The 13006-nt window shown below is 67.1% G+C and carries 10 protein-coding genes; 7 read left to right on the forward strand and 3 right to left on the reverse strand.

What is annotated here, in order from left to right; all coding sequences use genetic code 11:
• Window positions 1-195: 195 nt before the first annotated feature.
• The 7 genes from ftsY (at window position 196) to EYZ64_RS11940 (ending at window position 9438) form a co-directional block, all read left to right on the forward strand.
• Complete coding sequence (ftsY, locus tag EYZ64_RS11910; RefSeq protein WP_135459960.1) at window positions 196-1536, forward strand: signal recognition particle-docking protein FtsY; 1341 nt, start codon at window positions 196-198, stop codon at window positions 1534-1536.
• Between the two features lie 183 nt (window positions 1537-1719).
• Entirely contained in the window at window positions 1720-3075 is a 1356-nt protein-coding gene (locus EYZ64_RS11915) for an ammonium transporter (RefSeq protein ID WP_167857796.1), read from the forward strand.
• Window positions 3076-3081: 6 nt separating this feature from the next.
• A complete protein-coding gene (locus EYZ64_RS11920; protein WP_003881099.1) occupies window positions 3082-3420 on the forward strand; it encodes a P-II family nitrogen regulator in 339 nt (112 codons plus the stop codon).
• Between the two features lie 81 nt (window positions 3421-3501).
• The gene (locus EYZ64_RS11925; protein WP_135453614.1) at window positions 3502-6000 is read left to right on the forward strand and encodes a [protein-PII] uridylyltransferase; all 2499 of its coding nucleotides are present in this window, start codon (window positions 3502-3504) and stop codon (window positions 5998-6000) included.
• Window positions 6001-6028: 28 nt separating this feature from the next.
• The gene (locus EYZ64_RS32225) at window positions 6029-6823 is read left to right on the forward strand and encodes a hypothetical protein (RefSeq protein WP_210115500.1); all 795 of its coding nucleotides are present in this window, start codon (window positions 6029-6031) and stop codon (window positions 6821-6823) included.
• Complete coding sequence (ffh, locus tag EYZ64_RS11935) at window positions 6816-8369, forward strand: signal recognition particle protein (RefSeq protein WP_135453615.1); 1554 nt, start codon at window positions 6816-6818, stop codon at window positions 8367-8369. Before EYZ64_RS32225 ends, ffh begins: the two co-directional genes overlap by 8 nt.
• Window positions 8370-8373: 4 nt before the next feature.
• Window positions 8374-9438, forward strand: coding sequence for a metal-dependent hydrolase family protein (locus EYZ64_RS11940; protein ID WP_135453616.1), 1065 nt, complete (start codon window positions 8374-8376; stop codon window positions 9436-9438).
• Window positions 9439-9516: 78 nt separating this feature from the next.
• Here the strand turns inward: EYZ64_RS11940 and EYZ64_RS11945 are convergent, their stop codons facing one another.
• From EYZ64_RS11945 to EYZ64_RS11955, 3 genes are all read right to left on the reverse strand, one after another.
• Window positions 9517-11082 (reverse strand): diflavin oxidoreductase, encoded by a 1566-nt coding sequence (locus EYZ64_RS11945; protein WP_135453617.1) that lies wholly within the window; start codon window positions 11080-11082, stop codon window positions 9517-9519.
• A gap of 89 nt (window positions 11083-11171) precedes the next feature.
• Window positions 11172-11999 (reverse strand): D-alanyl-D-alanine carboxypeptidase, encoded by an 828-nt coding sequence (locus EYZ64_RS11950; RefSeq protein ID WP_135453618.1) that lies wholly within the window; start codon window positions 11997-11999, stop codon window positions 11172-11174.
• Between the two features lie 78 nt (window positions 12000-12077).
• Window positions 12078-12980: a D-alanyl-D-alanine carboxypeptidase family protein gene (locus EYZ64_RS11955; protein ID WP_135453619.1), complete on the reverse strand. Its 903-nt coding sequence runs from the start codon at window positions 12978-12980 to the stop codon at window positions 12078-12080.
• Between the last annotated feature and the right edge of the window lie 26 nt (window positions 12981-13006).

A 13006-nucleotide genomic window follows, 5' to 3' on the forward strand; every position in this document is an offset into this window, starting at 1 on the left:
GCGCGTTGGAACGATGGTGTGGTGAGGAGGAAATACCGCTGTGGTACGTGAGTGTACCGCTATTCTGGGCGATCCGGAATGCCTATCTTTCCGGCCGAATCGGCAGGTGCGGACCTCGCCGGACACAGGCCGGGAACGGGGCCGGTCGTTGCCGGTCCGCTGCCCTGCGACAATGACGGCGTGACAGAAGGTGCGTTGTTGGGTCTGTGGATCGCTATCGCGGTCGTCGCCGTTCTCGTCGTCGTCGCGCTCACCGTCGGGTTGGTGCGTTACCGGCGGCGGCGGATCAACCTGTCCGAGCGTGACGCGACGAAACCGATCGACCGTTCCGGCGGCTACACGGCTTCCTCGGGCATCACGTTCAGCCAGTCGGGCACCGCGACGGTCGAGCGCATCGACACCAGTGGGCTGCCCGCGGTCGGTGATGACGCCACCATTCCCCGGGACGCACTCAAGCGCACCATCTCCGATGTTCAGCTGCCCGAACCTCCGGCCGAGCCGGCCGCGCCGCAGAAACCGGTCGAACCGGCCGAGCCGGAAGTGGTCGCCGAGCCGGAACCTGTCGTCGAACCGATCGATACCCCCGATCCGGTCGCCGCTGCTGTCGAGGACATCGCCCCGGCCGAAGGCCGGATGGACCGGTTGCGCGGCCGCCTCGCCAAATCCCAGAACGCATTGGGCCGCAGCATGCTCGGGCTGCTCGGCGGCGGCGATCTCGACGAGGACTCATGGGAGGCCATCGAGGACACTCTGTTGATCGCCGACCTCGGCCCGGTGGTCACCGAATCCGTTGTCGCGGCATTGCGTGAGCGGATGGCCAGCAAGAGCGTGCGCAGCGAAGCGGATGCCCGTGCGGTGCTGCGCGAGGTGCTGATGTCCGAGCTGCGACCCGAGCTGGACCGTTCGATCAAGGCGCTGCCGCACGCCGACAAGCCGTCGGTGCTGTTGGTGGTCGGCGTGAACGGCACCGGTAAGACCACCACGGTGGGCAAGCTCGCGCGGGTGCTGGTGGCCGATGGTCGCCGCGTCGTGCTGGGTGCCGCCGACACGTTCCGCGCCGCGGCTGCCGACCAGTTACAGACCTGGGCTGCCCGCGTGGGCGCCGACGTGGTGCGGGGAGCCGAAGGTGCCGACCCCGCATCGGTGGCATTCGACGCCGTCGACGAGGGGGTCAAGGTGGGGGCCGACGTCGTCGTGATCGACACCGCGGGCCGCCTGCACACCAAGACCGGCCTGATGGACGAACTCGGCAAGGTCAAGCGGGTGGTGGAGAAGCGTGCCGCCGTCGACGAGGTGCTGTTGGTGCTCGATGCCACCATCGGCCAGAACAGCCTGCCGCAGGCCAAGGTGTTCGCCGAGGTCGTCGACATCACCGGGGTGGTGCTGACCAAGCTCGACGGCACCGCGAAGGGCGGGATTGTGTTCCGGGTCCAGCAGGAACTCGGTGTCCCGGTCAAGCTCGTCGGTCTCGGCGAAGGGCCCGATGACCTCGCACCGTTTGAGCCCGGCGCCTTCGTCGACGCCCTTCTGGGCTGAAAAACCGGCTGAAAAACCCAGGGAAAAGCACGGTGTAACACCGGCGAAACGCAGCCTGCCTATCCGTTCACACGAGCGAAACGCAACAGCGTCGTAGCTGAAACATCCACTCAGCATTGTCTTGGACCAGGTCAATGGTCGTAAATCCTTGCGGCCGTGGTGTGGTGAAGGAGGAAACTGCGAGTGGAGCAATTCCCGATACTGGGTGCGCCGGACACCGGTGACACGGCATGGATGCTGGCCAGTGCCGCACTTGTGCTGTTGATGACGCCGGGTCTGGCCTTCTTCTACGGCGGCATGGTGCGTGCCAAGGGCGTGCTCAACATGATCATGATGAGCATCAGTGCGATGGGTGTCGTGACCGTGCTGTGGTCGCTGTACGGCTATTCGATGGCCTTCGGTGACAACACCGCCGGCGTGGTCGGCAATCCGGCACAGTTCTTCGGACTCAAGGGGCTGATCGGGGCGAACGGCTCGGCCGATGCACCTATCGCGCTCGCGGGGACGATCCCGGCCAGCGTGTTCGTCGGCTTCCAGCTGATGTTCGCGATCATCACCGTCGCACTGATTTCCGGCGCGGTCGCCGACCGCATCAAGTTCGGCGGCTGGCTGCTGTTCGCCGCGCTGTGGGCGACCGTTGTCTACTTCCCGGTCGCGCACTGGGTCTTCGACTTCGACGTCAAGGGTTCCGACGGCGAGACCGTGATTCACCATGGCGGTTGGATTGCCAACCAGCTCAAGGCAATTGACTTCGCCGGCGGCACCGCGGTGCATATCAATGCGGGCACCGCGGGTCTGGTCCTGGCGATCATCCTCGGCAAGCGGATCGGCTGGCCCAGTACGCCTATGCGACCACACAATCTGCCGTTCGTGATGCTCGGCGCGGGCCTGCTGTGGTTCGGCTGGTACGGCTTCAACGCGGGTTCTGCGGTGTCGGCGAACGGAACTGCCGGTTCGACATTCATCACGACCACGGTGGCGACCGCGACGGCGATGCTGGCCTGGCTGCTCACCGAGCGCATTCGCGACGGACACGCCACTTCCCTTGGTGCCGCATCGGGCATCGTTGCGGGACTGGTGGCCATCACGCCGTCCTGCTCCTCGGTGAATGTGGTGGGCGCATTGGCGATCGGTGCATCTGCCGGTGTGCTGTGTGCGCTGGCTGTCGGGCTCAAATTCAGGTTCGGCTTCGACGATTCGCTCGACGTCGTGGGCGTACACCTGGTCGGCGGCATCGTGGGCACGTTGATGGTCGGCCTCGTGGCGACCAAGGAAGCGCCTGCCGCGGTTGCCGGTCTGCTCTACGGCGGCGGCTTCGATCAGCTGTGGCGACAGGCGATCGGGGCCGGTGCTGTTCTGCTCTATTCGGCGGTGGGTACCGCTATCTTGGCGTTGATTGTCAAATACACCGTGGGCCTGCGCCTGGACAAAGAAGAGGAAGCATCCGGTATCGACGAGTCCGAGCACGCAGAGAGCGCTTACGACTTCGTCGCTGTCGGAACCGGTTCTGTTCTTGGTCGTCACGGCGGGGAGGAATAAGGAAATATGAAGCTGATCACTGCGATCGTCAAGCCGTTCACGCTGGAAGACGTCAAGACAGGTCTGGAGCAAACCGGCATTCTCGGAATGACGGTCAGCGAGGTCCAGGGTTATGGCCGTCAGAAGGGGCACACCGAGGTCTACCGCGGTGCTGAGTACTCCGTCGATTTCGTGCCGAAGGTCCGGGTGGAGGTCGTTGTCGACGATTCCGCGGTCGACAAGGTCGTGGACGTCATCGTGCAGGCCGCACGTACCGGCAAGATCGGCGACGGAAAGGTATGGGTCAGCCCGGTCGACACCGTGGTTCGGGTGCGTACCGGTGAGCGGGGAGCTGACGCGCTGTAGTCGGAGCGTCCAGCGAGACGTCTTCTCCCCGGCCAGCAATCGCGTGAGCACTACCCGGTGATCGGCCGGGGAGGAGTCGAAATGACAGAGAACAGCCCAGAATCCGCCGGGGCCTCTCCTCGGGAGGCTCCGGCGGCGCCGTCACGGCCCGCCAGCGATCTGGCCGCGGCCACCCAACAGTTGCTCACCGGGGGATCGCGTCAGCTCGATGCTGCCGCATTGCGGAACGCATTGCTCGATCTGCACGAATTCTGGCTCGCCACAAAGGCTACCGAGATCGGCATCACGGCCACCAGCGGATTTTCGATCGTGGCCACAGGTGGTCTGGGCCGCGGCGAGATGCTGCCGTACTCCGACCTCGATCTCACGTTGCTGCATGACAACATGCCCGCCGAACTCGTCTCCGAGGTCGCAGAGAAACTCTGGTATCCCTTGTGGGACGCCAATATTCGTATCGATCACAGTGTGCGTACCGTGCCCGAAGCGCTCAAGGTGGCCGGTGAGGACATTGCGGTGGGTCTGGCGATGCTCGACGCGCGTCATATCGCCGGCGATGCCGACCTGTCGGCGCTCCTGGTCGGCGGGGGGCGCCGGCAGTGGCGGATCGGAATCGCCTCGCGGTTCGACGAACTCGTCGAGCATGCGCAGGCGCGATGGGAGCGCAGCGGCCAGATCGCGCACCGTGCCGAACCGGACCTCAAGTCGGGACGGGGTGGCCTGCGGGACGTTCAACTGCTCAACGCGCTCGCGATCGCGCAACTGGCCGACGTGTATCCGAGTCGGGCGCTGGCCTCGCCGACCGGAACCCTGGGCGATGCGCACCTGGCGCTGCTGAACGTCCGGACCGAGCTGCACCGGGTCTCCGGTCGGGGCCGGGAACTGCTGTTGGCCCAGCATGCAGACGAGATCGGTGCGGCCTTGCGGATCGGGGACCGATTCGACCTTGCCCGCACGCTCTCTGATGCCGCGCGCACGGTCAGCTACTACGTCGATTCCGGGATTCGTACCGCCGCCAACGCCCTGCCGCGGCGCGGCTTTGCCGCTCTGCGCCGTCCCGTGCGCCGCCCGCTCGACGAAGGCGTGATCGAGTACGCCGGCGAGGTGATCCTGGCCCGCGACGCCCGGCCGGAACGTGATCCGGGCCTTATACTGCGGGTCGCGGCCGCGTCGGCCAGTACCGGGCTGCCGATGGCGGTGTCCACCTTGAGCAGACTGGCCGAAACCGCACCGGAACTGCGTACCCCGTGGCCGCATCAGGCGCTCAAGGACCTACTGGTGCTGCTGGCATCCGGACCCGCGGCGGTCGCCACCATCGAGGCACTGGACCGTACCGGCCTGTGGGGCCGACTGTTCCCGGAGTGGGGTGCGGTGCGAGACCTGCCTCCGCGGGATGTGGTGCACACCTGGACAGTCGACCGCCACCTCGTTGAAACCGTCTCGCGGGCAGGTGCTTTCACCACGCGGGTGTCACGTCCGGATCTGTTGCTGCTGGGCGCGCTGTGCCACGACATCGGCAAGGGCCGCGGCGGTGACCACAGCGTGATCGGTGCAGAGTTGGCGACGCAGATCGGTACCCGGCTGGGTCTGTGGCCGTCCGACATCGAGGTGCTGTCGAAGATCGTCCGCTACCACCTGCTGCTCCCCAACACAGCGACGCGACGAGATCTGCAGGACCCCAAGACCATTGACGCGGTAGCCGACGCTCTCGGTGGGGACATGGTGCTGCTGGAGCTGCTCGACGTCCTCGCCGAGGCCGATTCACTGGCCACGGGGCCGGGGGTGTGGGGAGATTGGAAGGCATCGCTGATCGGTGACCTGGTCAGGCGGTGCCGGCTGGTGATGGCGGGCGAACCGCTGCCGCAGCCCGATCCCATCGAGCCGCGGTTCATGGAGCTGGCGGCGGACGCGGGTATCCATGTCGAACTCACGCCGGGCGACGGCCCGCACATCTACAACGTGACGATGATCGCCCCGGACCGGCGAGGCCTGCTGTCCAAGGCGGCCGGCGTACTGGCGTTGAATACCCTGCGGGTCCATTCGGCATCGGTCAACAGCCACGAGGGCTCGGCGATCAACACGTTCGCGGTGTCCCCGCACTTCGGTGCGCCACCAGCTGCCGAACTGCTGCGTCAGCAGTTCATCCTGGCGCTTGAGGGCGAACTGGACGTGATCGGTGCGCTGGAGCGGCGCGACCAGGAGGCTGCCCAGCATCCGACCACCCGGGCCGGCGAGATCCTGGCCTCGGTGCCTGCCAACCACGTGCCCGCCCCGCCGCGCATCCTGTGGTCGCCCGGCACCGCGCCAGAAGACCTGATCGTCCAGATTCGCACGATCGACCGGGCCGGCCTGTTGGCGCGGCTGACCGCGGTGTTCGAGCGGGACGGCGTGGATATCTCCTGGGCGAAGGTGACCACGCTGGGCTCCTCGGTGGTCGACGTGTTCTGCATCACCGCACCGGCGCTGGCCGCCGACGAGGCGCGACGGGCCGCGTTCCGCGAGGAACTGGAGCGCGACATGTTCGCGATCCTGCCCGCGCCGCCGCCGGCCAAGCCGGCCAAACCAGCTGAGCACGCCAGCTGATCCACGCCGATAGGTCATGATTGCCGGCGTGACGGATTACGGGGGGTACGGAGACGGGTTCGGCGCGCCACCTCAGTACGGATACGGCCCGCCATCTCAGTACGGATACGGTGCTCCGCCTCAGTTTGGATATGGCGCGCCCGGACCGATCCCGACTTCACCACCGACGGCGGAGCGGATCCCTCCCGGCGGGCAGATCCTCATCAGCGCTCTGCTGATACTTCCGACGATCGCGATTTTCTACGCCGGCTCGCGGTCGTTCCGGAGAGCCTGGCTCGATGGATGGTCGGCGGATGTGGCGTCGTTGGTATTGGCAACCGTCCTCGCGCTGTACTACGTCGTCGTCGTCGTCAGCTGGGCCCGACGAGGCCGCCGGCGTGCTGTGCTGGCAATCGTCCTTGTCGTGGCGTTGGTCGACTTGGCGCTGGCGGGGGTGGACTTCTATCTCTACCGGCTTTCGCTCGTTCCGGACTCGCACGGTCTTCCTCGGGCTCCGATCACCCTGCCGGCGTGGGTACTGATCACTGTCCCGGTGCTGGTCCTGGTGGGCTATGTCGCTGCCTGGGGGATGGCACGCAGGCGCAACGGCATCTGGGTCGCCGGATTGATCGCGGCTGTGGCATGCGGTGCTGTCGTGCAGTGGATTCAGCGGTCGCTGCCGATCGATGTCATCGTCAACGATTCCTGGTGGATCAAGTCATGGGCCCTTCACGTGGGTGCATTCGTGCTGTCTTGCCTGATCTGCTGGGCACTGGACGCGATAGGCAGCAGGTCGCGGCGCGCAGCCACAAATCCCGGGCCGCTAGGCTTACCACGTGTTTGAGAGCCTGTCTGACCGGTTGACCGGAGCCCTGCAGGGCCTACGCGGCAAGGGGCGGTTGACCGACGCCGATATCGACGCCACGGCGCGCGAGATCCGGTTGGCCCTGCTGGAGGCCGACGTCTCGCTGCCGGTGGTGCGTGCCTTCGTCGCGCGCATCAAGGATCGCGCCAAGGGCGCCGAGGTGTCGGCTGCGCTGAATCCCGCGCAGCAGGTGGTCAAGATCGTCAACGAGGAGCTGATCGGCATCCTCGGCGGCGAGACGCGTCAGCTGGCGTTCGCCAAGAACCCGCCGACGGTGATCATGCTGGCCGGCCTGCAAGGCGCCGGTAAGACCACGCTGGCCGGCAAGCTGGCGAAATGGCTTAAGGGACTGGGGCATACCCCGTTGCTGGTGGCGTGTGACCTGCAGCGCCCCGGCGCGGTCAACCAGCTGCAGATCGTCGGTGAGCGCGCCGGCGTCGGCGTCTTCGCCCCGCACCCGGGCACCTCACCAGACGGCCTGGAGATCGGTGGCCACGGCGATCCGGTGGCGGTTGCGTCAGCCGGTATGGCCGAGGCCCGGGCCAAGCACTACGACGTCGTCATCGTCGACACCGCCGGCCGGCTGGGCATCGACGACGAGCTGATGGGCCAGGCCGCGGCCATCCGGGACGCCGTGCAGCCCGACGAGACCCTGTTCGTGCTCGACGCGATGATCGGTCAGGACGCCGTCGCCACGGCCGAGGCATTCCGCGAGGGCGTCGGCTTCACCGGTGTCGTGCTGACCAAACTCGACGGCGACGCCCGCGGTGGTGCGGCCCTTTCGGTCCGCGAGATCACCGGCGTGCCGATCCTGTTCGCCTCCGCGGGGGAGAAGCTCGAAGACTTCGACGTCTTCCACCCCGACCGGATGGCCAGCCGCATCCTGGGGATGGGCGACGTGCTCACCCTCATCGAGCAGGCCGAGCAGGTCTTCGACCAGCAGAAAGCCGAGGAGGCCGCCGCCAAGATCGGCTCCGGTGAACTGACGCTGGAGGACTTCCTCGAGCAGATGCTGGCGATCCGCAAGATGGGTCCGATCGGCAACCTGCTGGGCATGCTGCCCGGGGCGGGCCAGATGAAGGACGCGCTGGCCGCGGTCGACGACAAGCAGCTGGATCGGGTGCAGGCCATCATCCGTGGCATGACCCCGGCTGAGCGGGCCGATCCGAAGATCATCAACGCCTCGCGCCGGCTGCGCATCGCCAACGGCTCCGGTGTGACCGTCTCGGAGGTCAATTCTCTGGTCGACCGGTTCTTCGACGCGCGCAAGATGATGTCGTCGATGGCCGGCCAGATGGGGATGCCGTTCGGCCGCAAGAATTCGCCACGCAAGGCTGCCAAGGGCAAGAACAAGCAGGCCGGCAAGAAGAAGGGGCGTGGACCGACCCCACCGAGGAACCCGATGGGTGCCGGGATGCCGGCCGGCTTCCCGGACCTGTCCAACATGCCCAAGGGACTGGACGAGTTGCCGCCCGGTCTGGCCGATTTCGACCTGTCGAAGCTGAAGTTCCCCGGCCAGAAGTAGTTCGGTGCACGCGCTCCACGTCCGGGGACGCGGCCTGCCCGACGGTGAACCCGTCGAGTGGTGGGTGGACCGGGGCGTGCTGTCAGCGGAGCCGATTGCCAACGCCGACACCGTGTTTGACGGCGGCTGGATCATCCCCGGCCTGGTCGACGCGCACTGTCATGTGGGGCTGGGGCCCGGTGGCGCGGTGTCACTGGATGAGTCGGTGGCACAGGCCGAGACCGAACGCGATGCCGGCGCATTGTTGTTGCGGGATGCCGGCTCACCGGTGGACACCCGGAGCTTCGACGAGCGCGACGACTTGCCGCGCATCATCCGGGCCGGCCGGCATATCGCCCGGCCCAAGCGTTACGGGCACGGAATCGCCTTCGATGTCGAGGACGAGTCGCAGCTGCCCGACGCAGTGGCCCAGCAGGCCCGCTGGGGCGACGGCTGGGTGAAGCTGGTCGGCGACTGGATCGACCGGGGGATCGGCGACCTGGCCCCGCTGTGGTCTGACGACATTCTCAAGGCCGCGATCGACGCGGCCCACGCCGAGGGCGCCCGGGTCACGGCGCACGTGTTCGGCGAGGATGCCCTGCCCGGGCTCATCAAGGCCGGCATCGACTGCATCGAGCACGGCACCGGGATCACCGACGACACCATCGAATTGATGCTCGACCACGGCACCGCGCTGGTACCGACCTTGATCAACATCGAGAACTTTCCCGGTATCGCCGACAGCGCCGGCAAGTACCCGGCGTACGCCAAGCACATGCGCGATCTCTACGCGTCCTGCCGGAGCCGGGTCGGCGCGGCCCACGACGCGGGCGTGCCGATCTTCGCGGGCACCGACGCCGGCGGGATGATCGCCCACGGCCGCATCGCCGACGAGATCGAGGCGCTCAAGGGCATCGGGATGAGTCCCACCGCCGCGTTGGGGGCGGCCAGCTGGGATGCCCGGGCCTGGCTCGGCCGGCCAGTGCTGGAGCACGGGGCGTCAGCGGACCTGGTCTGCTATACCGAGGATCCACGTCACGGTGGGGTCAGCCACCCGGATCTTGTGATCCTGCGCGGCCGGGTGTACTGACCGGCCGCGGCCCCGGTGATTTGTGCACCTGCCGTAACGCCCACCGTTACCCGAGGTGCACACATCGCGCGGAGAGCCCTAGTAGACGTCCCGCAGGTAGCGGTGAGTCTTGATCAGGTCATTGACGTAGGCGTGCGCGGCGTCGGCGTCCATACCGCCGCTCTCGGCGACGATCTCGTGCAGGGCGGCATCGACATCCTTGGCCATGCGGTCGGCGTCACCGCACACATAGAGGTGGGCACCGTCCTGCAGCCACGCGAACAGCTCGGCTGAACTCTCCCGCATGCGTTGCTGCACATATACTTTCGCGTCCTGATCGCGGGAGAATGCCACATCGAGCCGGGTCAGTGCGCCGGACTCGACGAATCCCGTCAGCTCCTCACCGTAGAGGAAGTCGGTGGCCCGGCGCCGATCCCCGAAGAACAGCCAGGACCGGCCCGATGCGGCGGCGGCCTGCCGCTCCTGCAGGAAGGCGCGGAACGGTGCGATACCGGTGCCCGGCCCGATCATGATGATCGGCACCTCGGCGGCAGGCAGCCGGAAATGATGGTTGGGGCGCAGGTGTACCCGAACGGTCTGGGTGCGCTCGGCCAGGTAGGTCGACGCCACGCCCCCGTGTCGGCGGTCGCCTGCGGGGTAGCGCACCGTGGCCACGGTCAGGTGCACGCGATCGGGGTGGACCAGTGGGCTTGAGGCGATCGAGTAGTCGCGGAACTGCAACGGGCGCAACGTATCGACGACCTCATCGACGGTGAGGTCGGCGCGCCTGATGAGATCGAGGACATCCTCGCCGTAGGCGGCGGGGCCCGCCAACTCCTGCAGTGCGCGTGAGGGTGTGCGGATCTCGAGCTGCTCGGTGAGCAGAACCCCCAATGTCTCATCGGTTCCGGTGACGCGGTGCTCGGGGCCCACTTTGAGTTCGGTCAGGATCGCCGCGACCAGATCAGGATCATTGACTGCGTGGACGGCCAGCGAATCGCCGGCCTGGTAGGCGATCCCGGAACCGGTGAGGTCGAGCTCGTAGTGGCGAACCTCCTTGTCGGATTCGGCTGAGGTGAGCAGCCGATTGACCGTCAGGGGTGCCGCGAAGGGGTGGTTGCGCTCCTGGCCGCGGTGCGGGGGATCGGCCGGGGGGTTTTCGGCGACGGTGATGGCTGTGGTGCCGGGTCCGGTCTGGGCGGCGGTGAGCTGCTTGACGAGGTCGGTGGTCCAGGCAGCGGCGGGTTCTTCGTAGTACCCGTCGACGTCGACCCGGTCGGTCAGTCGAGTTGCGCCGAGCTCCTCCAGCCGCGCGTCGAGGAGTTTCCCTGCGTTGCAGAACAATTCGTAGGACGTGTCTCCGAGGGCGAGCACTGCGAAACTCATGTGCTCCAGCCGCTCGGCCGATGCGCTGATCGCCTCCCAGAACAACGTGGCCGTGTCAGGGAACTCGCCGTCGCCGAAGGTCGACGTCACCACGATGAAATGCGTTGTGGTCGTGAGATGGCCGAGTTCAACCTGGTTGAGTTCGACGGCCTCGGCGGGGATTCCGGCGGCCGTGGTGGCTTCGGCGAACGACATGGCAGCGTCCTCGGCGTTGCCCATGTCGGTGCCATAGGCGACCACCAACGAGAACTCACGGTCGGACACATCGTCTCCCCTCATCGCGCGCGGGCACACCACGCGAATTTAGGGTTACCTTAGTTTGGTGTGAGTCCCGGTGGGGCCCTACCTTTTACCGCCGGCGTCCGCGGTCAGTGCGAGAAGCCGTAGTCGAACAAGTCGGTCGCCTGGCCGTACAGATCGCCGGTGCCGTACATCTGGACCACGACCAGACGTCGGTTACCGCGTTGGGCTGCACCGACATACGTTTTGCGGGCGAGATCGGTGTACCCGGTCTTGCCGGCGATGTCGCCGGGGTAGCGCGCCAGTAGCTCGTTCTGGTTGGTCAGGGTCTTACCCGGGAACTGGGCCGACGGTTGGCGCATGATCTGTGCGATCAGAGGGTAGTTCAGCGCCGCCCGCAGGATCACCGCGAGGTCGTGCGGGGTGGTGACGGTTTCCCAGCCGGGGCCGTCGAGGCCCGACGGCGAGGAGGCCCGGGTGTTGCGGGCGCCGACGCTGGCCGCCTTGCGCGTCATCGCCGCCACCGTTGCGGGCTGACCGCCGAGCATGTCGGCGAGCATGTTCGCCGCATCGTTGCCCGACACCATGAGCAGCGCCTCGAGCAGTTGGCGGGTGGTGTACGGCTGGCCCGGTTTGAGGCCCACGCATGAGCATTCGACCTTGGTGTGCGACTCGTTGGCCCGCGCGAAGTTATCGGGCCGAAGGTGGTCGAGCACGACCATCGCCAACAGCGGCTTGATGGTGCTGGCCGGGGCGTACGAGCCGTTGGGATCTTTGGACGCCAGGACCTGGCCGGTGTCCATGTCGGCGACCAGCCAGGCCTTGGCCGGTCCGTCGGGAATCTGGGCGCCTGCCGGCTGAACACTCGGCTGCGCGGTGACCGGCGGGGCCCAGACGGTGGCAGCGGTCATCGCCGTACCGAGGGCGAGCACCGCCGTCACGAACAGTCTTCGCACGAGCGCCGACGCTACGCAGCGTTGGACTCGGTGCGCGCACGGTCAGGTTTCCTTCAGATATCGGACCGGTACGCAGCGCTACAGCGACCCGATGCTGGCCGAATGGTCCTGAGCGAAACCCCAGTCCAGCAGTGTCGAGGCCTGATCCCAATAGGTGGGGCCGCCCTCCTTGACCAGCCCGTACATCATCGCGACCACCAAACGCCGGCCGTCGCGCTGAGCGGCGCCGACGAAGGTCTTCCGGGCGATGTCGGTGAAGCCCGTCTTGCCGCCGATGGCGCCGGGGTAGCGCTGCAGCAGTTCGTCCTGGTTGACCAGGACCCGATCGCCGGTCTTGGTCGGGAACGTGGTCGAGGGCATTGCGGTGATCTGCGCGAAGACCGGGTTGGCCATCGCCCCGCGGAAGATGGTCGCCATGTCGTGCGGCGTCGACCAGAACGGCATGCCCGGCCCGTCCAGGCCCGACGGCGTCACCACATTGGTGCTGTTCGCCCCCAGTGCCGCCGCCTTGGCGTTCATCTTGGTCACGGCCGCTTCGGGGCCGCCGACCATTCGCGCCAGGGTGGTGGCGGCGTCATTGCCCGATGCCAGCAGTGCCGCCTCCAGCAATTGGCGCGCCGTGTAGGTCTGTCCAGGCGCGACGCCGGCGCAGTTGCACTCGACCCGGGTATCGGCGTCGTCGGCGACGATCGTGGAGTCCAGCGGCACCTCATCGAGCACCACCTGGGCCAGCAGCGTCTTGATCGTGCTCGCCGGCGCGTAACGGGCGTTCTCGTTGCGGGCGGCCAGCACCTGGCCGGTGTCGAGATCGGCGACCACCCAGCCTTGCGCGGGACCGTCCGGGATGGGTGCGGATCCGACCTGCTGCACTTCGATATCGGCTCTGGCCGCGGGCGCGGCGCCGATCACCGATGAGAGCGGGATCAGCGCGGCGGCAATTGCGACCGTCGCTCCAACAGAGAACCTGACGAACCTCCCCATGGCGGGCCAGCCTAGTCGCCTTGATC

This window comes from Mycobacterium sp. DL99, assembly GCF_004762045.1.
Taxonomy (GTDB): domain Bacteria; phylum Actinomycetota; class Actinomycetes; order Mycobacteriales; family Mycobacteriaceae; genus Mycobacterium.

Coding starts and splice junctions, on each gene's coding strand:
- EYZ64_RS11920 (WP_003881099.1), top strand. CDS start 3,082: ATGAAGCTGATCACTGCGATCGTCAAGCCGTTCACGCTGGAAGACGTC.
- EYZ64_RS11925 (WP_135453614.1), top strand. CDS start 3,502: ATGACAGAGAACAGCCCAGAATCCGCCGGGGCCTCTCCTCGGGAGGCT.
- EYZ64_RS11945 (WP_135453617.1), bottom strand. CDS start 11,082: ATGAGGGGAGACGATGTGTCCGACCGTGAGTTCTCGTTGGTGGTCGCC.
- EYZ64_RS11955 (WP_135453619.1), bottom strand. CDS start 12,980: ATGGGGAGGTTCGTCAGGTTCTCTGTTGGAGCGACGGTCGCAATTGCC.